Annotated in this window: 26 protein-coding genes and 1 tRNA gene; 20 read left to right on the forward strand and 7 right to left on the reverse strand. The window is 63.0% G+C overall.

The window, feature by feature from the left end; all coding sequences use genetic code 11:
• Positions 1–10 precede the first annotated feature (10 nt).
• The 6 genes from ACJ8FR_RS09755 (at position 11) to ACJ8FR_RS09780 (ending at position 3,896) form a co-directional block, all read left to right on the forward strand.
• Positions 11–451, forward strand: a complete 441-nt coding sequence (locus ACJ8FR_RS09755; protein WP_407828439.1) for a hypothetical protein — start codon at positions 11–13, stop codon at positions 449–451.
• 25 nt (positions 452–476) lie between these two features.
• Positions 477–1,217, forward strand: coding sequence for a TlyA family RNA methyltransferase (locus ACJ8FR_RS09760; RefSeq protein WP_407828440.1), 741 nt, complete (start codon positions 477–479; stop codon positions 1,215–1,217).
• A gap of 82 nt (positions 1,218–1,299) precedes the next feature.
• Positions 1,300–1,596 (forward strand): accessory factor UbiK family protein, encoded by a 297-nt coding sequence (locus ACJ8FR_RS09765; protein ID WP_407828441.1) that lies wholly within the window; start codon positions 1,300–1,302, stop codon positions 1,594–1,596.
• Positions 1,596–2,108, forward strand: a complete 513-nt coding sequence (locus tag ACJ8FR_RS09770; RefSeq protein WP_407828830.1) for a YbjN domain-containing protein — start codon at positions 1,596–1,598, stop codon at positions 2,106–2,108. Before ACJ8FR_RS09765 ends, ACJ8FR_RS09770 begins: the two co-directional genes overlap by 1 nt.
• Before the next feature lie 12 nt (positions 2,109–2,120).
• Positions 2,121–2,951: a pyrroline-5-carboxylate reductase family protein gene (locus ACJ8FR_RS09775; protein ID WP_407828442.1), complete on the forward strand. Its 831-nt coding sequence runs from the start codon at positions 2,121–2,123 to the stop codon at positions 2,949–2,951.
• A 48-nt stretch (positions 2,952–2,999) separates the two neighbouring features.
• A complete protein-coding gene (locus ACJ8FR_RS09780; RefSeq protein ID WP_407828443.1) occupies positions 3,000–3,896 on the forward strand; it encodes a branched-chain amino acid aminotransferase in 897 nt (298 codons plus the stop codon).
• Here ACJ8FR_RS09780 and ACJ8FR_RS09785 read toward each other — a convergent pair whose 3' ends face one another.
• Positions 3,897–5,966 (reverse strand): M13 family metallopeptidase, encoded by a 2,070-nt coding sequence (locus tag ACJ8FR_RS09785; RefSeq protein ID WP_407828444.1) that lies wholly within the window; start codon positions 5,964–5,966, stop codon positions 3,897–3,899.
• Positions 5,967–6,153: 187 nt separating this feature from the next.
• Between ACJ8FR_RS09785 and ACJ8FR_RS09790 the strand changes: the two genes are divergently transcribed.
• The 9 genes from ACJ8FR_RS09790 (at position 6,154) to ACJ8FR_RS09830 (ending at position 14,248) form a co-directional block, all read left to right on the forward strand.
• Positions 6,154–6,228, forward strand: a tRNA-Gln gene (locus ACJ8FR_RS09790).
• A 63-nt stretch (positions 6,229–6,291) separates the two neighbouring features.
• Positions 6,292–7,167 (forward strand): dTDP-4-dehydrorhamnose reductase, encoded by an 876-nt coding sequence (gene rfbD / locus ACJ8FR_RS09795; protein WP_407828445.1) that lies wholly within the window; start codon positions 6,292–6,294, stop codon positions 7,165–7,167.
• A gap of 195 nt (positions 7,168–7,362) precedes the next feature.
• The gene (locus tag ACJ8FR_RS09800; RefSeq protein WP_407828446.1) at positions 7,363–8,172 is read left to right on the forward strand and encodes an aldolase/citrate lyase family protein; all 810 of its coding nucleotides are present in this window, start codon (positions 7,363–7,365) and stop codon (positions 8,170–8,172) included.
• Between the two features lie 119 nt (positions 8,173–8,291).
• Positions 8,292–9,308: a glycosyltransferase family 2 protein gene (locus ACJ8FR_RS09805; protein ID WP_407828447.1), complete on the forward strand. Its 1,017-nt coding sequence runs from the start codon at positions 8,292–8,294 to the stop codon at positions 9,306–9,308.
• Complete coding sequence (locus ACJ8FR_RS09810) at positions 9,302–10,378, forward strand: NAD-dependent epimerase/dehydratase family protein (RefSeq protein ID WP_407828448.1); 1,077 nt, start codon at positions 9,302–9,304, stop codon at positions 10,376–10,378. The genes ACJ8FR_RS09805 and ACJ8FR_RS09810 overlap by 7 nt, the downstream gene beginning before the upstream one ends.
• Positions 10,375–12,192 (forward strand): thiamine pyrophosphate-binding protein, encoded by a 1,818-nt coding sequence (locus ACJ8FR_RS09815; RefSeq protein ID WP_407828449.1) that lies wholly within the window; start codon positions 10,375–10,377, stop codon positions 12,190–12,192. Before ACJ8FR_RS09810 ends, ACJ8FR_RS09815 begins: the two co-directional genes overlap by 4 nt.
• Before the next feature lie 8 nt (positions 12,193–12,200).
• Positions 12,201–12,629, forward strand: coding sequence for a GtrA family protein (locus ACJ8FR_RS09820; protein WP_407828450.1), 429 nt, complete (start codon positions 12,201–12,203; stop codon positions 12,627–12,629).
• Complete coding sequence (locus ACJ8FR_RS09825; protein WP_407828451.1) at positions 12,626–13,543, forward strand: class I SAM-dependent methyltransferase; 918 nt, start codon at positions 12,626–12,628, stop codon at positions 13,541–13,543. The genes ACJ8FR_RS09820 and ACJ8FR_RS09825 overlap by 4 nt, the downstream gene beginning before the upstream one ends.
• 42 nt (positions 13,544–13,585) lie before the next feature.
• Complete coding sequence (locus tag ACJ8FR_RS09830) at positions 13,586–14,248, forward strand: TylF/MycF/NovP-related O-methyltransferase (RefSeq protein ID WP_407828452.1); 663 nt, start codon at positions 13,586–13,588, stop codon at positions 14,246–14,248.
• A gap of 6 nt (positions 14,249–14,254) precedes the next feature.
• Here the strand turns inward: ACJ8FR_RS09830 and ACJ8FR_RS09835 are convergent, their stop codons facing one another.
• The 6 genes from ACJ8FR_RS09835 to ACJ8FR_RS09860 all read right to left on the reverse strand — a co-directional run bounded on the left by ACJ8FR_RS09835 (position 14,255) and on the right by ACJ8FR_RS09860 (position 19,336).
• Positions 14,255–15,121, reverse strand: coding sequence for an inositol monophosphatase family protein (locus tag ACJ8FR_RS09835; protein ID WP_407828453.1), 867 nt, complete (start codon positions 15,119–15,121; stop codon positions 14,255–14,257).
• A gap of 38 nt (positions 15,122–15,159) precedes the next feature.
• Positions 15,160–16,257, reverse strand: a complete 1,098-nt coding sequence (gene rfbG, locus ACJ8FR_RS09840; RefSeq protein WP_407828454.1) for a CDP-glucose 4,6-dehydratase — start codon at positions 16,255–16,257, stop codon at positions 15,160–15,162.
• Positions 16,224–16,991, reverse strand: coding sequence for a glucose-1-phosphate cytidylyltransferase (gene rfbF / locus ACJ8FR_RS09845; protein WP_407828455.1), 768 nt, complete (start codon positions 16,989–16,991; stop codon positions 16,224–16,226). Before rfbF ends, rfbG begins: the two co-directional genes overlap by 34 nt.
• Before the next feature lie 172 nt (positions 16,992–17,163).
• A complete protein-coding gene (locus ACJ8FR_RS09850; RefSeq protein WP_407828456.1) occupies positions 17,164–17,967 on the reverse strand; it encodes a class I mannose-6-phosphate isomerase in 804 nt (267 codons plus the stop codon).
• Positions 17,968–18,164: 197 nt separating this feature from the next.
• Positions 18,165–18,941 (reverse strand): outer membrane protein, encoded by a 777-nt coding sequence (locus tag ACJ8FR_RS09855; RefSeq protein WP_407828457.1) that lies wholly within the window; start codon positions 18,939–18,941, stop codon positions 18,165–18,167.
• A 74-nt stretch (positions 18,942–19,015) separates the two neighbouring features.
• Positions 19,016–19,336, reverse strand: coding sequence for a hypothetical protein (locus ACJ8FR_RS09860; protein ID WP_407828458.1), 321 nt, complete (start codon positions 19,334–19,336; stop codon positions 19,016–19,018).
• Positions 19,337–19,485: 149 nt separating this feature from the next.
• On the opposite strand from ACJ8FR_RS09860, the gene ACJ8FR_RS09865 reads away from it, so the two are divergent.
• From ACJ8FR_RS09865 to ACJ8FR_RS09885, 5 genes are all read left to right on the forward strand, one after another.
• Complete coding sequence (locus tag ACJ8FR_RS09865) at positions 19,486–20,628, forward strand: hypothetical protein (protein WP_407828459.1); 1,143 nt, start codon at positions 19,486–19,488, stop codon at positions 20,626–20,628.
• Entirely contained in the window at positions 20,625–21,428 is an 804-nt protein-coding gene (locus tag ACJ8FR_RS09870) for an ABC transporter permease (RefSeq protein WP_407828831.1), read from the forward strand. Before ACJ8FR_RS09865 ends, ACJ8FR_RS09870 begins: the two co-directional genes overlap by 4 nt.
• On the forward strand, positions 21,425–22,087 hold the full coding sequence (locus ACJ8FR_RS09875) for an ABC transporter ATP-binding protein (protein WP_407828460.1): 663 nt from the start codon (positions 21,425–21,427) through the stop codon (positions 22,085–22,087). The genes ACJ8FR_RS09870 and ACJ8FR_RS09875 overlap by 4 nt, the downstream gene beginning before the upstream one ends.
• Complete coding sequence (locus tag ACJ8FR_RS09880; protein ID WP_407828461.1) at positions 22,084–23,367, forward strand: glycosyltransferase family 4 protein; 1,284 nt, start codon at positions 22,084–22,086, stop codon at positions 23,365–23,367. Before ACJ8FR_RS09875 ends, ACJ8FR_RS09880 begins: the two co-directional genes overlap by 4 nt.
• Positions 23,368–23,661: 294 nt before the next feature.
• Positions 23,662–24,981 (forward strand): class I SAM-dependent methyltransferase, encoded by a 1,320-nt coding sequence (locus ACJ8FR_RS09885; RefSeq protein ID WP_407828462.1) that lies wholly within the window; start codon positions 23,662–23,664, stop codon positions 24,979–24,981.
• The last annotated feature ends 106 nt before the right edge of the window (positions 24,982–25,087 follow it).

Genomic DNA, 25,087 nt, shown 5'->3' on the forward strand with positions numbered 1-25,087 from the left:
GGGGAACGGCATGTCGTCTAATGACGAAAACATGGTCGAACGTGAGGTCAAAGCCTTCTTTTATGGGTCCTTCGTTCGAAAGGACGTTCAACTCAAGGCCGGCTTCTCCCCCCGATCCGTTGAAATCGCCTGTTTGAACGGGTTCGACATTCATATCGCTCCGCATGCCGCCCTCAGCCGATCCGAGGGCCGTGCGGTATATGGCATTCTGGTAGGCATCACTCACCGCCACCTAGAAATAATGTATTCAGCTCCGGGCGTAGGGGTGTTTCTGCCTGAAGCTGTCGTGGTCCTGACGCGGGACGGGAAACTCAGTCCAGCCCTATGCTATATCCCTCCTGCGGTCGGGACCGAGCCTGCAGACAAGGATTATCTTGCCAAGCTGATTGCCGCCGGTCGGGAATATGGTTTTCCAGGCTGGTATCTTCGGCACCTTGAAAAAATGCCATAGCTCTAGGCCACGTGAGTAACCCGAGGTGAAGGTTCGCGCAGACCAGCTGCTGGTGAACCGAGGGCTGGCGGAGAGCCGGACGCGGGCGCAGGCGCTGATCATGGCGGGTGCGGTGTTCAGCGGTGAGCGGAAGGTCGCCAAGGCGGGCGACATGCTGGCCGAGGATGCGCCGCTCGACGTGCGCGGCAGGGACCATCCGTGGGTGTCGCGCGGGGGCATCAAGCTCGACCACGGCCTGACGCACTTCGGTTTCGATGTGGCTGGAGCGGTGGCGCTTGACGTCGGAAGCTCGACCGGCGGTTTCACCGACGTGCTGCTCTCGCGCGGGGCGGCGAAGGTCTATGCGGTGGACGTCGGCACCAACCAGCTGGCTTGGAAGCTGCGGCAGGATCCGCGGGTCGTCGTCCACGAGCAGACCAACGCGCGCAGCCTGGATGCGACCATCATCCCCGGACCCATCGACATCGTCGTCTGCGATGCAAGCTTCATCGGCCTCGCCAAGGTGCTCGAGGCGCCGCTCAAGCTGGCCAGACCGGGCGCGAAGCTGGTCGCGTTGATCAAGCCGCAGTTCGAGGCGGGCCGGCAGGAAGTGGGCAAGGGCGGCGTCGTCCGCGACCCCGCAGTCCATGAGCGCGTCTGCGCCGAAGCTGCCGAATGGGTGACTTCGCAGGGCTGGACCGTCATCGGCATCACGCCGAGCCCGATCACCGGGCCTGAGGGCAATATCGAATTCCTGCTCGGAGCGGTGAAAACTGGGGATAGCTGACGGACTTGGGGATAGGTGTCGGCGGCAGGGTGGCGGAATGGCGCCCGAGCCCCTATTTCCGCGCCGAAAGGGAGATTTTTAGATGCAGTCCGAGAACCGGCTGTTCGACGACTTCGTGAAGATGGTGAACGGCTTCGCCGGGACTTTCGCCGGCATGGGCCGCGAAGCGGAATCCTCGGCGCGCGAGAAGTTCCGCGAGTGGATGGCGGGGAGCGATTTCGTCGGCCGCGACGAGTTCGAGGCGGTCAAGGCCATGGCCGCCGCGGCGCGCGACGAGAACGAGATTCTGAAGGCGCGTGTCGCCTCCCTTGAGGCAAAGGTCGCGGGACCTGCCGCGGGAGCCGCGAAGCGCTCACCGAAGGCCAAACCGGGAGCGTGATCCTGAGCGAAGAAGAAATCCAGGAAGAGCGCGACGACGGGGCGCCGATCGAGGTCCTCGAGCAATATTTCGAGGCGCGCGGCTGGGCCTGTGAGCGCACGGCGGAAGGCGAGATCGTCGCCTCGGCCACGGGCAGCTGGGCGCAGTACGAGCTGCGCGGCGTGTGGCGGCCCGAGGACCAGGTGCTGCAATTCCTCGCCTTTCCCGACATCAAGGTCGGACCCGAAAAACGGAGCGCGATCCACGAGGCGCTGAGCCTGATCAACGAGCAATTGTGGCTCGGCCATTTCGAGATGTGGTCGGGATCCGGCCTGGTGGTGTTCCGCCATTCGACGATCCTCGACGCGCGCGAAGGCGAGGGACTCAGCCTCGAGCAGGCCGAGGCGATCGCCGAAGCCGCGGTTGAGGAGTGCGAACGCTTCTATCCGGTATTCCAGTTCGTCCTGTGGGGCGGCAAGTCGCCCGGCGAAGCGATCGCCGCCGCGCTGATCGACACCCATGGCGAGGCGTAGGGGCGGCGAGGCGTGAACGGCACGCTGAAGCTCCCCGCCCCGACCTGGTTTGTCGGTTGCGGCAACATGGGCGGTGCGATCCTCGACGGCTGGCGCGCCGGCGGGCTCGATCTTAGCCCGGTGACGGTGATCCGCCCGAGCGGAACGCCCGTCGAGGGGACGAGAACTGTCACCGGCTTTGCCGACGCTGGCCCGCCGCCGAAGCTCGTCGTCCTGGCTTTCAAGCCGCAGAAATTGGAAGAGGTCGCGCCGGAGCTGCGCAAATGGCTCAGCGCCAGGACGGTGATCGTGTCGCTGCTCGCCGGAGTCGAAGCCGCGAGCCTACGCCAGCGCTTTCCGGGCGTCGGCGCGGTCGTTCGCGCAATCCCGAGCCTGCCGGTCGCGGTCCGCCGCGGTGTGACCGGGCTGTATAGCACCGATGCCGGCCAACAGACGCAGCAGGAACTCAACGACCTCTTCTCCGCGCTCGGTTTCGCGATGTGGATGGCGGACGAGTCCAAGCTGGCCGCGCTGGGATCGGTTGCCGGGGCGGGACCCGCCTATGTCGCGCGGTTCGTTGCCGCGCTGACGAAGGCGGGCGTGAAGCGGGGTCTCACGGAGGAAATCGCAGCGGTGATCGCGCGCGAAACCGTGCTCGGCACGGCGTGGATGGCCGCGACCACCGGCGAAGGCATGGAGTCGATCGCGCGGCGGGTTGCGAGCCCCAAAGGCACGACGGAAGCCGGGCTGGCGGTGCTCGACGGCGAAGGCGTCCTCGACGACCTGATCGCTGCGACGATCAATGCCGCCTTCAGCCGCGGCGCCGAACTGGCCGAAGAGGCGCGAGCCGCAGTCCAAGCCTAAAAGCCCTCCAACTTGCCGAGTGCGAGCGCCTCGCCTAGGCGCGAATTCATGGCTGCCCCGCAACAAACCACCTTTGACGACCGCGACGGCTGGATCTGGTTCGACGGCGAGATGGTCCCGTGGCGCGATGCGCGCGTCCATGTGCTGACGCACGCGCTTCACTATGCGTCGTCGGTGTTCGAGGGACAGCGCGCCTACAACGGCGAGATCTTCAAGCTGAATGCGCACAGCGAGCGGCTGCGGCGGAGCTCCAGCCTGCTCGGCTTCGAGCTCCCGTGGTCGGTCGAAGAGATCAACGCCGCGTGCAAGGAAGTGCTGAAGGTCAACGGCTTCACCGACGCCTACATGCGCCCGCTCGCCTGGCGCGGGTCGGAGTCGATGGGGGTCGCCCCCGGCCTGACCAAGCCGCACGTCGCGATCACCGCGTGGGAATGGGGCAAATATTACGAGGAGCGGAAATCGGCCGACGGCATAAGGCTCGACATCGCGCCGTGGCGGCGCCCCGCGCCTTACACCGCGCCGACCGAATCCAAGGCCTCGGGCCTGTACATGATCTGCACCTTGTCCAAGCAGCATGCGGAAAGCCGCGGCTATGACGACGCCTTGATGTTCGACTGGCGTGGACGAGTCGCCGAGGCGACCGGCGCCAACGTGTTCTTCGTGCGCGACGGTGAGCTGCATACGCCGACCCCCGACTGCTTCCTCGACGGGATCACCCGCCGCACGGTGATGGACCTCGCGCGCAATCGCGGCGTCGACGTTGTCGAGCGCGCAATCTGGCCCGAGGAGCTCGAAACCTTCGAGCAGATGTTCCTGACCGGCACCGCGGTCGAGGTGACGCCGGTGAGGTCAGCCGGCCCGTGGAACTTCGAGGTCGGCGACCTCACTCGGCAGTTGATGAAGGACTATGAGGACGTGGTCCACGGGCGCATCCCGAACGCCTGATCACCATATCCGCGCCCGCTTGGCGGGCGCGACATAGAGCGATTGGCCGGGCTTGACGCCGAACGCCGCATACCAGGCGTCGATGTTGCGGACGACGCCGTTGACCCGGAACTTGCGATAGCTGTGCGGATCGCTGGTGGTGAGGTTGCGGATCGCCTCCGGAGTCATCTTGCCGGCCCAGACCTGTGCCCAGCCGAGGAACACGCGCTGGTCGCCGGTGAAGCCGTCGATCACCGGCGCCTTCTTGCCGTGAAGCGAGGCATGATAGGCGTCCAGCCCCAGCGTCAGCCCGCCGAGGTCGGCGATATTCTCGCCCATCGTCAGGTCGGGCTTGATGTGGACGCCGGGCACCGGCTCGAACCGGGCATATTGGTCGCCGAGCATCTTCGCGCGGCGCTTGAACTCCGCCGCGTCCTTGGGCGTCCACCAATCGCGTAGCGCGCCCGAGGCGTCGATCGCGCGGCCCTGGTCGTCGAAGCCGTGGGTCAGCTCATGCCCGATGACGCCGCCGATCGCGCCATAATTATAGGCGGGGTCGGCAGCGGCGTCGAACATCGGCGCCTGGAGGATGCCGGCGGGGAATACGATGTCACGCAGCGAGCCGTTGTAGGCGTCGTTGGTCTGGGGGGTCATCTGCCAGTCGCCCTTGTCGACCGGCCCCTTGCTGCGATCGACATAGAATTGCCAATCGGCCTCGGCCGCTCGGCGGACATTGCCGACCAGATCGTCGCGGCGGATGACGAGGGTCGAATAGTCCCGCTGCTTGTCGGGATAGCCGACCTTGATGGTGTAGGTATCGAGCTTCTTCAACGCTTCGACCCTGGTCGCGGGACCCATCCAGTCGAGATGCTGGATGCGGTTGTGGAACGCGGCCTTGATGTCGTCGACCAGGACTTCGATCCGCGCCTTGGTCTCGGCCGGGAAGTAGCGCTCGGCGTAGAGCTGGCCCACACCCCAGTTGAAGGTGCCGAAACAGGTCCCGGGAGCAGCGCCGCAGTCCCCGCCGGCGACCGCGAGCATCGCGCGCTTCCACCGCACCGGCTGCTGGGCCTGGCCGAGCAGGGTCTTGCCGCGGAAATCGAAGTTCGCGTCGGCGAACGCCTTGGGCAGATAGGGTGCCGCGGAATCCACCACGCGAAAGGCCATCCATGCCTTGAGCGCGTCGAGCGAAGTCCCGCCGTAGGTCGCCGCGAGCCGGGTGAAGGCGTCCGGCTGGCCGACGATCAGGCGATCGCGGTCGCCCAGACGGGCTTTACTGAGCAATGCCGGCCAGTCGATCCCCGGCGCCAGTGCGGCGAGCTCGGCCGGCGACTTGGGATGATATTGCGTGGTCGGGTCGCGCAGCTTCGCCTTGTCCCAGCTGTCCTCGGCGATCTTCGTTTCGAACGCGATCAGGCGCGCGGATGCGCCCGCCGGGTCGGGCCAGCCGATCAGCCCCAGCAGCTTGGTCGCATAGTCCGCATAGGCCTGCCGCTGCGGGGCGAACTCGGGTTTCAGATAATAATCGCGGTCAGGGAGACCGAGGCCCGACTGGTTGAGGTAGACCGCGTATTTGTCCGGGGCCTTGAGGTCGCTGTCGATGTTCGGCGCGACGATCGCCGGGTAGAAGCCATCGGCCGAACGGCCCATCAGCGCGGCAAGATCGGATGGGCTCGACGCCGAGCGGATCGCGTCCAGCTCCGGGGCGATCGCCGCGGCGCCGCGCCGGTTGATCGTCGCTTCGTCCATGAACGAATAATAGAATGCTCCGGCCTTGCCGCGGACGTCGGCGGGCTGCTCGCCGACATCATGCGAGACATCTTCGAGCAATTCATGGAGCTGGCCTTCCATGCGGTCGGTCATTTCCAGGCGGCGTGAAACCGCGGGGCGATCGGCGGGGATGATTGCCCGGTCGAGGTACCGGCCGTTCGCATATCGAAAGAAATCGTCGCCGGCGCGGGTCGAGCGATCGACGGCGCTGACGTCATAACCCGAGGGCGCGTAGTGGGGACCCTTGGCGGCTCCCTGCGCCCAGCTGGGCGTCGCCACCGATGCAGCGGCGGCCATCAGCGCGATGCGATAATTGTCCATTTCATATACCCCCGATCACAGCCCGGACGACGCTAGCGGGCCAAGGCACGAGTTCAACTGCGCTTTCGACGAACCGGCGAGCGTGAGTTCGGCGATCGCCGCCCTTTCCGGCGGCAGCGACTAACAGCTTCCAACCGCGCTTGCGCCCGTTATAAGCGCCGCTCTCCCGCACATGCGGATCGCCTGCTGGGGCGTCGCCAAGTGGTAAGGCACCGGTTTTTGGTACCGGCATTCGCAGGTTCGAATCCTGCCGCCCCAGCCAATCCGTTGCGCGCATAGCCGGCCGGACGCCGGGGCAAGCTGGGGCTCGTGGATGAGAATCTTGGTGACTGGAACTGGGGGACAGCTCGCACAGAGCCTGGCGGAGCGCGCTCTCCTCCATGACGGTGTGGAGCTCGTCGTCTGCGGGCGCCCGCAGCTCGACCTCGAAATCCCGGGCAGCGCAAAATCGGCGATCGCGGCTTTCGCTCCGGATGTCGTCATCAATGCGGCCGCCTACACCGCAGTCGACCAGGCCGAGGACGAGCCGGAACGCGCCTTCCGGATCAACGGCGATGGTGCCGGTGAGGTCGCGGCGGCCGCGGCGGCTGCGGGGGCGGCGGTGATCCAGCTGTCGACCGACTATGTGTTCGACGGGCGGAGCTCTGAGCCCTATCGCGAAGATGCGACGGTTAATCCGCTCGGCGTTTATGGCCGCAGCAAGCTCGCCGGCGAGGAGCAAGCGCGCGCCGCCAATCCGCGCCACGCGATCGTCCGCACCGCCTGGGTCTACAGCCCGTTCGGCCGAAACTTCGTCAGATCGATCATGGCGGCGGCGGGCGTGCGCGACGTTCTCACTGTCGTCGACGACCAGCGGGGCAGCCCGACCAGCGCGCTCGATCTCGCCGACGGCCTGCTCGCGATGGCGGCAACAGGCGCGGGATGGGGCGAGACCTTTCATCTCGCCGGGCGCGGACAAGCGAGCTGGTGCGAGTTTGCGCGGGAGATCATGGCCCAGTGCGCTGTCCGTGGCTTGCCGCATGTGCCAGTTGAGCCGATCCGCTCCGAGGACTGGCCTACGCGCGCCGCGCGCCCGCGCAACTCGGTGCTCGATTCAGGCAAATTCGAGCGGACGTTCGGTTTTGCCATGCCCGACTGGCGCATTTCGGCCCGGGCCGTCGTTGAGCGGCTGGCGCGCGAGCAGGCGGCGCCGGCAGCCTGAAGGTCCCGATGCGCTTTAAGGTTACGGCCTGCGGAGCCTCAATTTGTTGGCAGAAAATTAACCATCGCCGCGCATTGTCCGCCTAAGCGAACGTCACCGAACAGGGATAACAAATCCTTGCCTTGCTGACCGCCGCTCGCCGCCGTTCTGAGCATTCAGCTCGGCGCGCAGTTTGTGGTTACAAAGGGGACGCACGTGAACTCTGTCGAAATCAAGATGCTCGACATGTTGAAGCGTGGACGTGACGAGCATGGCGTGGTTGCGGTCAAGGCGGAGTTCGAGGCCGAGGGCACCCGCCCGGAGGAGCTTCTGCGTCTGCTCGAGCTTGCCCGCCGCGCCGACCTCAAGGTCGGGCTGAAGATCGGCGGCTGCGAGGCTGTGTCGGACCTGCTTGCAAGCCGGCTGTACGGCATCGACTATATCATCGCGCCGATGGTCGAGACCCCGTACGCGCTGTCGAAATTCATCGAAGCGAAGGACAAGATTTACCGCCGTAAGGATGAGGGGACGAAGTTCCTCTTCAACCTCGAAACCGAAACGACGCTGCGCAACCTCGACGCGATGATCCAGAGCGCTCGCGAAAGCCAGGTCGGCGTGGTTTTCGGCCGCGTCGACTTCACCCTTTCGCGGGGCATGGCCCGAGGCGCGATCAACGACCGGTCGATCACCGACGCGGTGCTTCGGGTCGCGGCGGCTTGCGCAGATGCCGACCTCGAACTGGTCGTCGGCGGCTCGGTCTCGACCGATGCGATCAGCGCCCTGCGCGAGATCCAGCTCATCCGGCTCGACCGGTTCGAAACCCGCAAGGTGATCTTCGCCGGTGAGGCGATCCAGAGTCCGGCGATCCTCGGCGGCATTCGTAACGCGGTCGAATTCGAGCTCGCCTGGCTCAAGAACAAGCGCGACTATTATGGAGTCATCGCAACCGAGGACGACAAGCGGATCACTATGATGGAAACCCGCCTCGCAAAACCCGAACCGGCGGTTTACGCCAAGGTGGCGTAGCAAGCGGAAAGCCGGCCAGCGGCCCCGAGTGCCGAGGCCGGTCGCAGAGGTTCTTCAAGAAGGTTACTCAAGGGCGAACAACCAAGCGCAGGTCAGGCGGAAAAAGGCGATTCATGCCAATGACGAAGCACTTTTCCCGGCCCGATTTCGCAGAGCGGCCCGAGCTGTCCTTCGCGATCCCGTGCTACAACGAGGAAGCGAACGTCGTCGCCATGTACGAGGCGGTGACCGCCGAGGCCGAGAAGCACGCGGCGAGCCACGAAATCCTTTTCATCGACAATTGTTCGACCGACCGCACGCGCGAGCTGTTGCGCGAGCTGTGCGCCCGCGACCGACGGGTGCGCGCGATCTTCAACAATCGCAATTACGGGCAGATGCGCTCGCCGACCTACGCCGTCTATCAGGCGAGCGGGCAGGCGGTCATCGGCATGTGCTGCGACTTCCAGGACCCGCCGGCGCTGATCGGCGAGATGGTCCGGCAGTGGCGGGCAGGGGCCCAGATCGTCCTAGGGCAGCGGCGTAGCGAGAAGTCCGGGCTGCTGCTGGGCCTTGCGCGGCGCACGGGCTACGCGTTCTTCCGGCGCTTCGGCGACTATCCGCTGATTCCTGGTGCGACCGGCTTTGGCCTCTATTCGCGCGAGGTGGTCGACGAGCTTTCAAGGTGGAATGAGCCGGAGCCCTTCTTCCGCGGGATGCTGATCGAAAGCGGGTTCCGCCTGGCGGCCATTCCGTACGACCGGCCGGCACGCGCAGGTGGGCGCAGCAGCAACAATTATTCGGCGTTGCTCAATTTCGCTTTGTCGGGAGTCGGCGGGTCCGCGAAGGGGCTGCTGCGCTTGCAGCTGATATTCGCGATCTACCTGTGCATCTTCTCCTTCGTACTCGGCATTGCGACGCTGCTGCGGTTCCTGTTTCATGGCTATTCGCCGGCTCTCCTCATCCTCACCTTTATCGTTGGGCTGTTCTCGATCCTGTTGCTGTCGGTGGCCCTGATCGGCGACCAGGTCCGCCTGCTCGCCGAACGGACGCGCAACGTGCCGCTGGTCATCGAGGAGGAGCGCCTGGGGTTCGCACCCGCGAGCGAGGAGACGCTGGCCGAGGTCAGTGCTTCCAGCCGACAGTCGAACCGGTGCTGAGCGTATCTCGGCCGCCTCTCGCCGCCGGCCATCGCACCCGGTCGCTGGCGGACGATCTGGAGTCGATCCACGCCGCCCTTGCTGCCGATTGGCCGAAGCTCGCGGGCAAGCGTATCTTCATGACCGGCGGCACGGGCTTCATCGGCAGCTGGATGCTCAGCGCGCTGGCCGACGCCAACGCGCGTCTCGACCTCGGCGTTGAGGTCGACGTCCTCACGCGGGATCCGGACGCGTTCGCGAACCGCGAACCGGAGCTTGGCGCGGCGAAGGGCTTCCGGTTCGTGCGTGGCGACGTCCTTACGATCGCCACGGCCGAAGCGCGCTACGATTACGTTCTGCACGCCGCGACCGACGCCAGCGCGCATCTCAACGAGCATGATCCCCTGAAGATGTTCGATACGATCGTCGAGGGCACCCGCCTTGCGCTCGACTTCGCGCTCGCCTGCAAGGCGGAGCGTTTCTTCTTCTTTTCCTCAGGCGCGGTTTACGGCGCTCAGCCTTGGGAGCTGGCGCATGTTCCGGAAAGTCATGTTGGAGCGCCCGACCTGACGACGCACCGCTCGGCCTATGGCGAGGGCAAGCGCGCGGCCGAGATGCTGTGCACCATATATGCGCGGCAGCACGGCCTGGACATTGTCACAGCCCGCATCTTCGCGCTGCTCGGGCCCCTGCTGTCGCTCGACACCCACTTTGCCGCGGGCAACTTCATCCGCGACGCGATGGCGGGCAAGACGATCACTGTCGAAGGCGCGGGCAAGGCGGTCCGGTCCTACCTTTATGCGGCCGACCTGACGGCTTGGCTGTGGACGATGCTGCTGCGCGCGCCGACCGGCGCGATCTACAATGTCGGGTCCGAGGAATCGGTTTCGATCGCGGAGCTTGCCGAGCGCGTCGCGCGCCTGTTCGGCGCGCCGGGTTTCGAGATCCTCGGGCGGGCGGATCCGGGCTGGAACCCGGGCCGCTACGTGCCTTCGACAGCGAAGATCAGGACAGAATTGGGTGTCACGCCGACGGTCGGCCTCGATGAGGCGATCGTGCGTACGGCGCGGTGGAACGGGTGGAGTGAATGACCGAAGTCAAACTGTCCGACTGGGTCGCCGACCAGCTCGTGGCGCACGGGATCCGCGACGCGTTCATGCTGACCGGCGGCGGCGCGATGCACCTCAACCACTCGATCGGCACGCACCCCGGGATCAAGACCACCTTCTGCCACCACGAGCAGGCGCTGGCGATGGCGGCCGAGGCCTATGCCCGGCTGACCCAGCGCATGGCGCTGGTTAATGTCACCTCGGGCCCCGGCGGCACCAACACGATCACCGGCGTCTATGGCGCCTTCGTCGATTCGATCCCGATGCTGGTCATTTCCGGCCAGGTGAAGAACGAGACCACGGTCCGCTACACCGGGCTGCCGCTGCGCCAGATGGGCGACCAGGAGCTCGACATCGAGCCCATCGTGACCCCGATCACCAAATATGCGGTGATGGTCACCGACCCGCAGACCATCCGCTACCATCTCGAAAAGGCGATCTACATCGCGACGAGCGGACGGCCGGGCCCGGTATGGCTCGACATCCCGCTCGACGTGCAGGCGGCCAAGATCGATCCCGACAAGCTCGGCCCCGGCTTCGGTCCGGCGGAACTCGACGAGCCGTGGAAGCGAACCGACGTGTCGGCGGCCGCCGCGGAGATCATTGCAAAGCTGCGTACAGCCAAGCGGCCGGTGGTGTTCGCCGGCGGCGGCGTCAGGATCAGCGGCGCCTATGACGATTTCCTGACGCTCGTCGACAAGCTCGGCATCCCGGTCGTCACCGGATGGAACGCGCATGATGTGATCTGGAACGATCATCCGCTCTACTGCGGACGTCCGGGAACGGTGGGCGACCGCGGCGGCAACATGGTCACGCAGAGCGCGGACTTCCTGCTGATCCTCGGCAGCCGCCTCAATATCCGTCAGATCAGCTACAATTGGGCGAGCTTCGCGCGGGCGGCGTTCAAGGCGTGGGTCGATGTCGACCCGGTCGAGCTCAAGAAGCCGACCGTGAAGGCCGAGCTACCGGTCTGCGCCGACCTCAAGGACATGATCCCGGCGCTGATCGAGGCGGCGCCCGACGCGCCGACGGACAAGCAGCGCGAATGGCTCGCCTGGGCGCGCGAGCGCGGAGCGAAATTCCCGGTCGTGCTGGCCGAATATTCCGACCACGAGCCATGCCATCCCTATGTCGCGATGGAAGCCCTGTTCGCCCAGCTTGGCGGCGACGACGTGATCGTCACCGGCAACGGCAGCGCCTGCGTGGTCGGTTTCCAGACAGCTGACATCAAGCGTGGCCAGCGGCTGTGGACCAACTCCGGCTGCGCTACGATGGGTTACGACCTGCCCGCCGCGATCGGCGTCAGCGCCGCGCGCGGGCCCGGCAAGCGCGTCATCTGCATCGCCGGCGACGGCAGCATCATGTTGAACATCCAGGAGATGCAGACGATCGCGGGCAATGGCCTGCCGGTGAAGGTCTTCCTGCTCAACAACAACGGCTACGTCTCGATCTTCCAGACGCAGCGCAATTTCTTCAACGGCGTCGAGGTCGGCGGCGGGCCGAAGAGCAACGTGACCTTCCCCGAGTTCCGCAAGATCGCCGAGGCGTTCGGCTTCGCCTACAGCAGCGCCGCGCGCCACGAGGAGCTTGCCGGCTCGATCCGCTCGGCGCTGGAGAGCCCTGGGCCGGCGATGTGCGAGATTTTCATCGACGAAGCCGTGGCGTTCGCCCCGAAGCTTGGCGCCAAGCAGCATCCGGACGGCCGGATCACGTCGCCGCCGCTGGAGGACCTGTCGCCGTTCCTGCCGCGCGAAGTGTTGCGCGACAACATGCGCATCGACCTGGCGGACGAGTGAGCCAGCCCGTGAACGCGTCTCTTGCCAGCGAGCCGGCGAAGGCCGGGAGCCGCGTCAGGCGGCCGTTCCGCTATCTCCTCGCGGCGGGGATGAACACTGCGTTCGGGGTGGCGATCTACCCGGCGCTGCTGTGGGCGTTCCCGTGGCTCCGGGTCCATTACATGATCGGCCTGTTCATCGCGCAGGCGTTCAGCCTGAGCTTCGCTTATGCGAACTACAAGCTCGGCGTTTTCCGGACGCGCGGCGGCTATGCGCGCGAGGTTACCGCCTTCGTTTCCTTTTACGGGGTCAATTACGCGGCAAACTGGGTCGCGCTTCCGGCGCTGGTCGAACTCGGGCACATTCCGCCCATCATCGCGCAGCTGATATTTTGCGCGGTCATCATGATCACGAGCTATTTCTGGCACAGCAAAGTGACGTTCAGGGGCGCAAGGTGAACGCAGTCACGAACTTCCTTACGCGCGATTGCCCGGCCTGCGGGGCGAACGGCGGGGCGGCCGAAGCCTTCAGCGGCGAAGCGGCGGAGACCTTGAGCCTCGACGACCTTCGGCCCTACTGGCGCGGGCTGTTCCAGAAGAAAGTGTTCTTCACCTACGACCGCTGCGGTGGGTGTGGGCTGCTCTATGCTCCCGTGTTTTTCGATCAGGCGCAGCTCGGCGAGCTCTATTCGGCGATGGAGCCGAACATGGACGCGATCGGAGACGATGCGATCGAGGCGACGCAACGGATCTATTTCGAGGAGGCAACGAACGGTCTCGACGTTTCGGGCAACTTCCTCGAGATCGGGCCGGACATCGGTTACATCGTCGCCCGTGCGGCGCTGGACCCGAGATTTGAGCATTTCTATTTGTTCGAACCGAACAAGTCGGTCCACGCCGAGCTGGAGGCCGCGACCAACCGCAAGCCCTTCACGATCTCGGAGGACATGGGCGATTTGTCGGCGGTTCCCGATGGCTCGGTGGCACTGGCGTTGATGATCCATGTACTCGACCATCTGCTCGACCCGAAGGCGATGCTCGTGCAAATCCGCAGGAAGCTGAAGCCCGGCGGCCGTGTCGCCATCGTCACGCACAATGAGCGCTCGCTGCTCCGTTCGGTGATGGGCACGCGCTGGCCGCCCTTCTGCCTGCAGCACCCCGAGCTCTACAATCCGCAGTCGATCACGCGCCTGCTGAACAGCGCCGGCTACGGCGAGGTCGAGGTGCATGGCAGCAAGAATTACTTTCCGCTGAGCTTCATGGTCCGGCAAGCGGCGTACACCGCGGGGATCAAGCTTGAGCGGGTACCTCTGCCCAGGACCGTGCTCGGCTTGAGGCTGGGCAACATGATGACGATCGCGAGCGCAGGCTGAAAGCCACTCAATCCCAAGGAGTACAGTGCAGTGAGTGCTTCAATGAAACTGAAGCGAGATATCGCATCCCTCGTGTATCCGCGACCGAGCAACGTCGTTGAGACACTCAATGGGCATGCGAAGCTGAATAGGTGGCTGCGGGCGAACAAGGCGCCCACGTTCAAGCACAGGTTTGAGCTCTACGAGTTCGTCGAGCGCGAATATATCAAAGGCGGAAAGATCCAGTACCTTGAGTTCGGCGTCCATGAAGGAGACTCGATCAAGAAATGGACCGAGCTTCATCGCCATCGGAACAGCTGCTTCGTCGGCTTTGATACCTTCACCGGATTGCCGACCGACTGGGGTGAATATCTCAAAAGGGGTCATTTCGACACCGGCGGAAAGACGCCAGAATTGGCCGACGAGCGCGCGTCGTTCATCGCAGGATTGTTCCAGCAGTCGCTTCCGGCCTATCTCGCCAAACGTAAGAGCGCAGGCCGCCTCGTCATTCATAACGACAGCGATCTATATTCCTCGACGCTATACACGTTGACGATGCTTCACGATCTCCTGGTGCCCGGGACGATCATCATCTTCGATGAGTTCGCGAGTCCCCTGCACGAGTTTCGGGCATGGAACGATTTTCTGGACTCCTATATGCGGACCGCGACCCTGATCGGATCTTCGGGCCCCTACGCCGAGCAGGCCGCCTTCCTTTTCGAGTAACCGGAGCTAACGCCGAAGCGTTGCCCAGGACGAGGAACGCGGCTCCAGGCTGCCGACCGCCTCACGTGCGTGGTCGAGAAGGGTCGCGTCGCCAAGCAGGATGTTGGCGGCGCTTTCCCATAGCTCGCCGCTGGTCGCCGCGAGGATCCCGACATCGTAATCATCGAACTGATAAGGCCGTCCGCTCCAGCGGCGAACCTGCCCGCCGGCCTCCTCGAGCAACAATGCGCTGGCAGCGTGATCCCAGGGAAGGGTGCGCTGGAACAGTGCGATGTGGTTCTCGCCGAGGCAGAGCCGGGGGTAATGCTCAGCCGCGCAGCGGGGGATTGGCCGCAGCTCGTAGTGGTCGGCGGCTGCGGCGATCAATGTTTCACGGAGCGGTTCGGGCATGAACTGCGTTGCCAGCGCCGCGATCGGCCGGCCGCTCGGCGGCGGTGCACGCAGCCGCTCGGCTTTACCGCCTCGATAGCTGATCCACGCACCGCCGCCTCGCGCCGCGAAGCACAGGCGGTCTTCAAGCGGATCGTACAGCCACCCCGCCAGAACCGTGCCTTTCTCCGCGAGAGCGATGATTATACCGAAGGGGGCCCTTCCCGCAGCGAAGTTCGGCGTGCCGTCGAGGGGATCGACGATCCAGACGAGGGGTTCGGAGAGCTTGTCGAGGAGTACGGGATTGGTCGCGCAGGCTTCCTCTCCGACCACCTCGGCCTGGGGGAGCAGTCCCAGCAGCCGTTCGCTCAGGATGAGCTCGGACTCATGATCGGCGACGGTGACGATCTCCCCGGGAGTTTTTTCAAAGCTTTCGGACGCCCGGAGCTTTCCCAGGCGTGGGAGGATGGCCGTCGTCGCGGCCTCCCGCATGACGTCGGCCACCCGATCCCGAAGATCCGCGACGGTTCGAGGATCGAGCATTATGTGCCGGCCCGCGAAACGCTTCCGCGCGCCATGTAATCGTCGATCTGGGCGAGGCTGATCGCCCTTGCATCGCCGCCGTTCGCGACAAGCTTATGCCACTCGACGACCTTGTCGAGTGCGTCCTGGAGGCGGAAACGCGGCCGCCAGCCGAGCTCGCCGCGGGCCTTGCTGCACTCGAGGCGGAGCAGGGCCGCTTCGTGCGGCTGAGCGCCTTCAGGCTTGGTCCATTCCCCGCCGCCCCACGCATCGAGCATGCGGTCGCCGATCCAGCTGACCGGCTGGGTGTCGTCGTCGGATGGTCCGAAGTTGAATGCGGTCGCGACCTGCCTGTCACCGTCGAGCAGGCGTTCGGCGATCAGCAGATAGCCGCCGAGGGCCTCGAGCACGTGCTGCCACGGTCGGACCGAGCCGGGGTTGCGGACCTGGACCGGTTCGCCGCGGAGCATCGCACGGACGATGTCGGGGACGAGGCGGTCGGGCGCCCAATCGCCGCCGCCGATGACATTGCCGGCGCGCACCGAGGCAATGAGTGGGCCGTCGGGATAGGACCGGCGATAAGCCGAAATGACCAGCTCGGCCGCGCCCTTGCTGCTCGAATAGGGGTCGTGGCCACCCATCGGATCGCTTTCGCGATAGGGCCAGACCCACTCACGGTTCTCGTAGCATTTGTCGCTGGTGATGCAGACCGCGGCCTTGACGCTGTCTGACTTGCGGCACGCCTCGAGCACGTGGACGGTGCCCATGACGTTGGTCGCATAGGTCTCGACCGGATGGTCGTAGGAATAGCGGACGAGCGGCTGGGCGGCGAGGTGGAAGACGATCTCCGGCCGAACCTCGGCGATCAGGTGCTCAGTCGCCGCCTCGTCGCGGACGTCGACGATCTCATGGCGGACCAGCTCGCCGAGCGAGGTCTGCGCGAAGAAGCTGGGGTCGGTGGGCGGATCGAGCGCCAGGCCGGTGACCTTCGCGCCCACGTGGTGGAGCCACAGGCTCAGCCAGCCGCCCTTGAACCCGGTGTGGCCGGTGACGAGGACGCGCCGGCCGGCCCAGGCCGTAGGGTTCACCAGCACTTCCACGGGGGTTTCCGCTGCCACAGCTCCTCAAGGTAAAGCTTGTCGCGCAGCGTATCCATCGGCTGCCAGAAGCCATCGTGGCGGTACGCAACCAGGTCGCCCGCGCTCGCGAGAGCCTCGAGCGGTTCTTCCTCCCAGTGGGTCTTCAGTCCCGGGATGAGATCGAGCACCGTCGGCTCGAGCACGAAGAAGCCGCCGTTAATCAGGCCGCCGTCCCCAGCCGGCTTTTCGCGGAAAGCGCGGACGGCATCGCCCTCCAATTCGAGCGCGCCGAAGCGGCCGGGCGGGGTGACGGCCATGATCGTTGCCTTGCGGCCATGCTTTTTGTGGAAGGCGATCTCGGCCGTGACGTCGATGTTCGCGAGGCCGTCGCCATAGGTAAAGCAGAAGGGCTCGCCGGGATGAATATACTCGCGGACGGCCTTCAGGCGTCCGCCCGTCTGGCTGTTCGGCCCGGTATCGACCAAGGTTACGCGCCACGGCTCGCTGCGGCCGCGGTGGACCTCCATCGAATTTTTCGCGAGGTCGAGCGTCACGTCGGCGGTGTGGAGGAAGTAGTTCGCGAAGAACTCCTTGATCACGTAACCCTTGTAGCCAAGGCAGATCACGAAATCGTTCACGCCGTGGGCCGAATACATTTTCATGATATGCCACAGGATCGGCATGCCGCCGACTTCGACCATCGGCTTGGGACGGACGACTGTCTCCTCGCCCAGGCGTGTCCCCAATCCGCCCGCGAGTATGACTGCTTGCACGATTGAACCTCTTCAGAATGGCCTTGGCAGCGCTTCAGCCCTGGCGCACCAAAAGATCACCGGAACTGCAGCCGGTCTAACTGCTGGTGCGACAAGGTTCCAGCCCTGCGCCAGGCTTTGAATTGGTCCGGAGTCAGTGGCCGAGCGGGGAGATGTCTCCCACCTTGATGGATCAGAGCGCGCCTTCGCTGCCAATGAGAGCGATGGTGCCGTTTGCGAATTCCATGGCAACGGCCGGCTCGATGACGATGCATTCACCTGGCCCAGCGAGCTCGTCGCCGACTGCAACCTGACCGGTGACAGGCATAACCCATCGGCGACTGGCATCAATCGAAGCGGGAATGCCGTCGGGTCGGCTCGCTCGGACCACACTGAACTCAGGACCATCGAGTAGGATCGCGTCGGTGGGCGCGTCGGCGCGGCGCACTAGGCCCTCTGGATATGGATCTGTCTTTGATACGGCAATGCCATCGTCCAGATGGAGCGCGCGCGGACGCCCATAATCGAAGAGCCGATACGTGACGTCCACGTTCTGCTGGAATTCGAGAAGCGTGATGCCCGCACCGATCGCATGAATCGTTCCGGGCGGGATGAAGTAGAACTCGCCTGGCGCGACCTTTCGCCAGTCCATGAAATGTTCGATCCTGCCGTCGATCGCCACCTGGCGCAGCTCGTCTGCGGACAGCTCATCCGTCAGTCCGAGGCCAAGTCTCGCGTTCGGCTCCGCGTCGAGGATGTACCAGCATTCACTCTTGCCCCGAGGCAGCCCGCGTTCGCGTGCCTGTTGGTCGCTCGGGTGGACCTGGATTGAGAGGCGCTCGTTCGTGAAGATGTATTTCATCAGCAACGGCAGGTCACTACCGGTTGGGTTTTCAAACCAAATCTCGCCGATGCGCTTGCCATTGGTCGGTCCGAACGCTTGCGGGATCGACTCGCGCCCCCAAGGCTTCTCAACGTGATGTTGTTTGAGCTTCATACTGACCGGCATCCGGGCATCGCGACGCGCGACCTTGAACGTGCGCTCGCTCGCGCCGGTCGCTTCTGGGCGAACAAAAGAGTTCGAGACAAAGACTTGGGCGGATCACGGTCTGGGTCTAAAACCCTTGGATTCATTGTGGAAAAAGACGGGGCGGACCCGAAGGCCCGCCCCATGTTCGTAACGCTCAGCCGAGCCTAGCCGCGCTCGCCGCGCTGTGCCGGCGGTGGGGGTGGAGGCGGAGGAGGCGGCGGCGGGCAGGTCGCCGTCGCGTCTATCACGCTGCCGTCAGGACAGGTTTGCGTCGCCGGCGGCGGTGGCGGCGGAGGGGGAGGCGGCGGCGGAAGAGGCTCTGCTTCTGCGCGCGTGCTACCCAGGAGGACGCCTAGGCCCAGCAGACCCGTGATCGTGTGGGTGTGATCATTGTAACGCGAATAGCGGCCTTCCGCCTTCACGTAGAACATGTCGGTTAGGTTCTGTTCAATGCCGCCGCCCCACTGGTAGCCGTGTGCGTTGAAGTGGTGGTAATAATAGCCCGGCGTGACGGCTCCACCGACCGTGGTCGTCCCGGGCAAGAACGGCACGAATTCCTTGCGCTGTTCGTTCGTGACCCAACCAAGCTTGCCGTAAATGAGCGTGGACGGGGTTGCGAGGAACCCAGCACGCCCTGCGACGCCCCATTCTTGAAACGTCTTATGGCGCGCTTCGCCGGGGCCATCGATCCCGCGATTTTCAGCAGGCGCCCACCAGAAGGTGCCTTCGGCTCCGAGCACGAAGCCCCCGAGATCGAAATCGACGCCGGCGGCGGCGCCCCAGCCAAATTTCGATTTGCTCCGTCCTTCGGAGCTGAAGCTGCTGACACCCGCCTGACCCTCAGCCCGGAAGCCGCGCAAAGCCTGTGCGTTTGCCTGTGTTGCGCTTACGCCCAAGACCAATGCAAGAGCCGAAGCAACGCCGGTGTGCAATCGTCTCATACTTGTAACCCCTTTCCTGTGATTATACCGTAACGTGAAGTAAACTTGTTGTTAATTCCTGCCGTCACCCAACTTCAGAAGCAGTGTAGCGTTTCGTTAGCAGGGACGACGTGTATTTCCAAAGCAAAACTGAGCGACCTTGGAGCTGTTTCTGGGCCTCCTATGTTCTTCTGCTCGCGCCCGAGAGCGGAAATTGGCTCAATCGCATAGGAGACGCGGAATAAGTGATACCGGTTCCACTCAGCTGCCAAATTTTGTTGCTTATGTTGCGTCAACGCAACATCCGTACCGGGACTTTCATGCTCCACCGTCGGCTGGGTATCACCCCAGTTCTGTCGATGGTGGCGGGTTTGCACCGCCGCGGGAAAGATCGTAGAAGCGGCGCGGCTGGCCATCTACGATCATTTTGCGAAGTCATGGAATTCCAAGCGTTTAGGTGATGCGCAAGGCGCCGTGATTGGCCTGCTTGGTCAGAGTGAATGGCTGTTTGAATTTCGTGTTGCTAGTCGAAGAACTAACCAGCGCCGAGGGAAAGAGACCAAGCTTGTACGAGGGGTTTAACATAACCGATAAGTTAGTCCGGAGTTCACTGCGACGGGCGAAGCGTCGAATTTCTCCTTTATTCGCGATAACGGTATTAGTTCCGACCGTATCGGCGATATTATATTACGGTTTATTCGCATCCGATGTTTACGTTTCAGAGTCGAGTTTCGTCGTCCGCAGCCCGGACAAACCATCGACCGGGGCCTTCGGCGTTCTCCTGAAGAGCGCCGGTTTTAGTAACTCGAGCGACGAGGTCTTCGCTGCCCAAGACTTCATCCGTTCCAGGGATGCGCTTCGGGCAATCAACCGAAAAGGAGATTTCAACGCTTCCTATGCGGCGCATGGGATCTCAATCTTCGATCGATTCAATCCGACAGGCATGCGCGGGTCGTTCGAGGACTTGTACCGGTATTTCACGGGCAAGGTGGACGTCAATTATGACAGTTCCACGTCGATCACGAAGCTGACAGTTCGTGCTTTCAATGCGCGCGACGCCTTTCGGTTCAATGAGGAGCTACTCGAGTTAGCTGAGCGGACCGTGAACCGCTTGAATGACCGCGGCCGGCAGGATCTGATCGGTTTTGCCCAGGCGGAGGTTGCTCGGGCGAAGGTCAAGTCGCAAATGGCCGCAAGCTCGCTCGCGAGTTTCCGCAACCGGGCCGGTGTCGTCGATCCGGAGAAGCAGGCCGCCGTTCAGCTGCAAATGGTGTCCAAGCTTCAGGACGAGCTGATCGCAAATCGCACGCAACTGGCCGAAATCCGGCGTTATGCGCCGGCAAATCCGCAGGTCGAGTCTCTCCAGACCCGGATTGCCAGCCTTCAGCGGCAGACAACCGAGGAGACCAACAAGGTGGCGGGCAATCAGGGTTCGCTTGCCGGAACCGCTGCCCAGTACCAGCGCCTGTCGCTCGAAAGCCAATTCGCCGACAAACAGCTTGGCGCGGCGATGAGTTCTCTAACCGATGCGCAGAATGAAGCGCGGCGCAAGCAGGCTTATGTCGAGCGAATCGCGCGTCCGAACCTCCCCGACGAAGCGCTCGAGCCGCGGCGACTGCGCGGAATTTTTGCGACCCTCGTGCTAGGTCTTGTTGCGTGGGGGATTCTGTCAATGCTCCTAGCAGGTATCCGAGAGCACCAGGACTGATCGTGGGGAATGGTGACCTTCGACAAGTCCTTCGGTCCTCAGCAATCGAAGGCCGCGTAATCCACGCGCTGCTGTTGCGCGAAATTTTGACTCGTTTCGGCAGGCACAACATCGGCTTCCTGTGGTTATTCGTCGAACCGATGTTGTTCACGCTGGGAATAACCGCGCTCTGGTCCCTCACCAGGTCAGTGCATGGTTCCAATCTGCCGATCGCGGCTTTTGCCCTGACCGGCTATTCCGCCGTTCTTCTATGGCGCAACATGCCCATGCGATGCATCGGCGCGATCGAGCCCAACCTCTCTCTGATGTATCATCGCAACGTGCGGATCGCGGACATTTTCGCGGCCCGTCTCGTTCTCGAAGCCGGCGGCGCGACAATCTCTTTCGTTGTCTTGTCCATAACTTTCATCGCCGTGGGGCTAATCGATCCGCCCGAGAACGTCCTGCAAGTCGTCGGCGGCTGGCTGATGATGGCCTGGTTTGGAGTATCGCTTGCCTTGCTGCTCGGGTCGCTTGCTCAAGAATCCGAACTTGTCGAAAAGCTTTGGCATCCCGCAGCTTACTTGCTGTTTCCCCTGTCGGGCTCGGGTTTCTTAGTCGATGCGCTGCCAACCGCCGCTCAGCACTATGTGTTGTACCTGCCGATGGTTCACGCAGTGGAATATATTCGCGAAGGATATTTCGGTTCGCGATTCCAAGCGCATTACGACCTGGGATACATGGCCGTGGTCAATATTGCCCTTCTCTTTGTCGCTGCAGCAAAGTTGCGGAAGGTCAGTAGGGAGGTCGTCCCGGAATGATCAGGCTGATCAATGTTTCGAAATATTATTCCACTCGACTGGGATCGACGAAGGTGTTCGACGGCGTCAATCTGACGATCGCGCCCGGAGAAAGGATCGGTATTCTCGGCCGAAATGGAGCCGGTAAATCGACCATGATCAGGCTCGTTAGCGGCGCCGAGAGACCGACGTCCGGCCGGATCGAACGCGAGATGAGCGTTTCCTGGCCATTGGCATTCGGCGGTGCGTTTCAAGGGGCACTCACTGGCGTCGACAACCTTCGATTCATCTGCCGGATCTACGGCGTGGAACCTGAAGACAAGATCCCATTCGTCGATGATTTCTCCGAACTCGGGGTTTACCTGCGCGAGCCCGTGCGAAGCTATTCGTCGGGCATGCGGGCAAGGCTCGCCTTTGCGATTTCCATGGTCATTGAATTCGACTGCTTCCTGATCGACGAAATCGTTTCGGTCGGAGACGCGCGCTTTCATGAAAAATGCAATCGCGAGTTGTTCGAGAAGCGCGGCGACAGAGCGATGATCATTGTTTCGCACGACCCCGTCTACATCCGCGAGCATTGCGACCGTGGCGCCGTCCTGGCCGGGGGCCGGCTGCATCTGACGCGGACTCTCGATGAGGCGTTCGACTTGTATCAGAGAGAAATGTCGCTGGCGGCATGAAGTGGTTGGTTCGAACGGCGGCCGCAGTTGCCCGTCATCGCTGGCTGTGGCGCCACCGTTCTTCGTTCGCGGTTGCCGTTCGCCGCGAGCGCTGGAGCTTGCTGGTCGACGTTTCTGCGATCATCCAGCATGACGCCCAGACTGGGATCCAGCGCGTCGTGCGCGCGGTTTGGTCAGAGCTCCGCCATCGTGAAGATAGGGAGTTCATCATCGCCCCGGTCTACGCGACTCCGGAGCACGGCTATTGCTACGCACCGCTTGGTTTCCTGGAGGGCTCACGCGAGCTCGACCGTCAACCAGTTGTTGCCGGTTGCGGCGACATGTTCTTGGGCCTCGACCTTTCAGCGCACCTCCTTCCGAAGTACCGGAGCCAGCTCCGCGGCTGGCGGGCCAGCGGTGCAACGATCCATCTGGTCGTCTATGATCTGCTGCCGCTGGTCCGACCCGCATGGTTCAGCCGTCAGACCTGTGCTCATTTCCGCCGCTGGTTCGACGTCGTGAGGGATGATGCGGATCAGGCACTCTGCATTTCCGACCAAGTATCCCGCGAACTGTGCCAAGAACTTGCGACGAAAGGGGCGGTCGATCGGCCGTTCGTGGGTCGGCTCCATCTGGGCGGTGACATCAGCAAGTCGGTTCCGTCGCCCGGTATCTCCGATGATGCGCGGCGGCTCCTGGATGGTTTGCGTTTCCGGCCGGCGATCCTGATGGTGGGGACGATCGAACCGCGGAAAGGCTATGAGATTGCGCTCACCGCATTCGACTATCTCTGGAAGAATCGGCCGAACGATGCTCCGGATCTAATCATCGTCGGCAAGGGCGGCTGGAAGACTGAACTGCTCCAGCGGCGTATCAGGTTGCATCCGCAAAATGGGCGGCGCCTGCACTGGCTCGACGAGGTCAGTGACGAGGCGCTGTGCGGCTTCTACGAGGGCTGCCGCGGCGTGCTGATGGCGTCTCGAGCGGAGGGTTTTGGTCTTCCCTTATTGGAAGCGGCAACCCACCGGCGATTCATCCTCGCACGCGACCTGCCGGTGTTCCGGGAACAGCGGCTTCCCAACGTGCTGTACTTCGATGACGACCGTCCGGTAGCGCTCGCGGAAAGGCTGATGGACCTGGTGGGCGCTGGTCTTCGCGGCACGGCCCCTGTCATCGATCTGCGCACCTGGAGCGAATGCGTGGATCGCCTTCTGGTCGAGATGGGAATTCATGAACATGCGCGCGACAGGAGCACTTGGTCTACCAAGAGTCATAGCGATAATATGCTGCGCGCTAGGTGAGGATGCTTCTTTTGGGGAGCTCTGAAGTAGGTTGAATTCACGCTGCTCTCTCGTCGAGCTGGCCGTTGCCGCGGGTCAGTTCTTAGTCTTCAATCCAGTCTGCCGTCGCTGATCCGAACTCTTGCCATGTCGGCAGGCTGAGCTTGGTGGCTTCCTTCCAAGCTTTCTCCGCTCCCGCTTGTGCTCTCTGCCATTGCGAATAACGAAGAACGCAGACATTAGGGTCTTGGGTTGAGTTGGTACACGCCTCAGCCGTAGGTCGCCAACTAGATAGTTCGACAGAGTATACCACCTATGAAGCTTAAAACGTCGCAATTGGGCGAGCTGCGAATTGACGTCAATGCAGTGAAGGGGGATCCAGGGCACCCAGCGATTCTCGCGAAATACTCACCTCTGGAGATCGATTACAAGACGACGGTCAACCAGACCCTTTGTCCATTTTCAAATGACTATTTCGAGCAGCAAGTCGCCCTTTACGAGGAAATATCGGGGCGAAGGCTGAATCAAGAAGACGGGGAACTTCACCTTGCCAATGCAGACGAGTTGATCGCGTCTTCGAATCCCCTTGGCCTAAGAGATGTCGCACAAATGGCCGAGTATTCCAGGGCCATACTGGCGATGCTTTCGCTAGCAAACCTACCAACCGAAGCCAACGTGCTTGACATGGGTGCGGGGCACGGTGTCAGCTCTGAACTCCTTGCTTTTTGTGGCTGCAATGTTGATGCCGTGGATATTGATCCAGTTTTGGGAGCCGTAGCTAGAATCCGGGCGCAGAGCCGGAATTATAAAATCCGTCGGCATGACATGAACTTCGATGATCTTCACGACATACCTTCGGATTCTTACTCAGGAGCATTCTTCTACCAATCACTGCATCATTGCCTTCGGCCCTGGGAACTCATCGCACAGCTTAAGACGAAGCTTTGCTCGGATGGCATTATCGCTTTCGCAGGTGAGCCCGTTCAGAGCCTCTGGTGGGACCACTGGGGTTTGCGACTGGATCTAGAATCCATTTACGTCGCTCGAGAGTACGGTTGGTTCGAATCGGGTTGGTCGTACGATTTTATCTCGGAATGCTTCGCGAAAAATGGGATGCGGCTGCTCTTTTTCACGGGCGGACTGAAAGGTGGAGAGATCGGTATAGCCGCCACTGACACCGGGACGTTAGAACGGTGTCGCGCGAGGGCGCAAGAAATTGGCGTGCGTGAAATCAAAGAGCCATTCGGCACCGGTCCGGATCGTTATCTCACCCAAGTGGGGGTTCCTACAGAAGTCATCGACCGCCCCGGATTTCGCCAAAATGCGGGTGGCGACGGCGTGCTCATGTTCGGTCCTTATACGAACCTGGCCCCAGGGCGCTATGACGTTTCGGTCATCGTTTCCTACGGCTCAGGACCCGCTGAGAGTTTACTGATTCTGGACATGGTCAGCGACCAAGGCACGTGCGAGCATTGGCGCGAGGAAGTTCAGCCAAGTTTAGACGGAAGCACGATGATATTCCGACGCGAGTTCGAGCTGCCACAGGGCGCCCGAGGAGCCGAATTTAGGGCGCGCATAAGCGGTGTAAGGAACTGGACCGTTTCGGTGCCTACGATAGCCAGATGCTCCGAATGACGTGCTCCTTCTGAAACCAACGACTGCCGGGCGGCTTTTCAGAACGGGGCATGCGCATCTTGCACAGCTGCTAGACTCGCGCTTTTGCGGGACGCCGCCACCCATT

It is taken from the genome of Sphingomonas sp., assembly GCF_045810705.1.
Lineage (GTDB): Bacteria > Pseudomonadota > Alphaproteobacteria > Sphingomonadales > Sphingomonadaceae > Sphingomicrobium.

What these genes read in the sequence shown, in the direction of transcription:
- ACJ8FR_RS09755 (WP_407828439.1), top strand. Translation starts at nt 11, where the DNA reads ATGTCGTCTAATGACGAAAACATGGTCGAACGTGAGGTCAAAGCCTTC.
- ACJ8FR_RS09765 (WP_407828441.1), top strand. Translation starts at nt 1,300, where the DNA reads ATGCAGTCCGAGAACCGGCTGTTCGACGACTTCGTGAAGATGGTGAAC.
- ACJ8FR_RS09780 (WP_407828443.1), top strand. Translation starts at nt 3,000, where the DNA reads ATGGCTGCCCCGCAACAAACCACCTTTGACGACCGCGACGGCTGGATC.
- ACJ8FR_RS09785 (WP_407828444.1), bottom strand. Translation starts at nt 5,966, where the DNA reads ATGGACAATTATCGCATCGCGCTGATGGCCGCCGCTGCATCGGTGGCG.
- ACJ8FR_RS09805 (WP_407828447.1), top strand. Translation starts at nt 8,292, where the DNA reads ATGACGAAGCACTTTTCCCGGCCCGATTTCGCAGAGCGGCCCGAGCTG.
- ACJ8FR_RS09815 (WP_407828449.1), top strand. Translation starts at nt 10,375, where the DNA reads ATGACCGAAGTCAAACTGTCCGACTGGGTCGCCGACCAGCTCGTGGCG.
- ACJ8FR_RS09830 (WP_407828452.1), top strand. Translation starts at nt 13,586, where the DNA reads ATGAAACTGAAGCGAGATATCGCATCCCTCGTGTATCCGCGACCGAGC.
- ACJ8FR_RS09850 (WP_407828456.1), bottom strand. Translation starts at nt 17,967, where the DNA reads ATGAAGCTCAAACAACATCACGTTGAGAAGCCTTGGGGGCGCGAGTCG.
- ACJ8FR_RS09855 (WP_407828457.1), bottom strand. Translation starts at nt 18,941, where the DNA reads ATGAGACGATTGCACACCGGCGTTGCTTCGGCTCTTGCATTGGTCTTG.
- ACJ8FR_RS09860 (WP_407828458.1), bottom strand. Translation starts at nt 19,336, where the DNA reads ATGGCCAGCCGCGCCGCTTCTACGATCTTTCCCGCGGCGGTGCAAACC.
- ACJ8FR_RS09875 (WP_407828460.1), top strand. Translation starts at nt 21,425, where the DNA reads ATGATCAGGCTGATCAATGTTTCGAAATATTATTCCACTCGACTGGGA.
- ACJ8FR_RS09880 (WP_407828461.1), top strand. Translation starts at nt 22,084, where the DNA reads ATGAAGTGGTTGGTTCGAACGGCGGCCGCAGTTGCCCGTCATCGCTGG.
- ACJ8FR_RS09885 (WP_407828462.1), top strand. Translation starts at nt 23,662, where the DNA reads ATGAAGCTTAAAACGTCGCAATTGGGCGAGCTGCGAATTGACGTCAAT.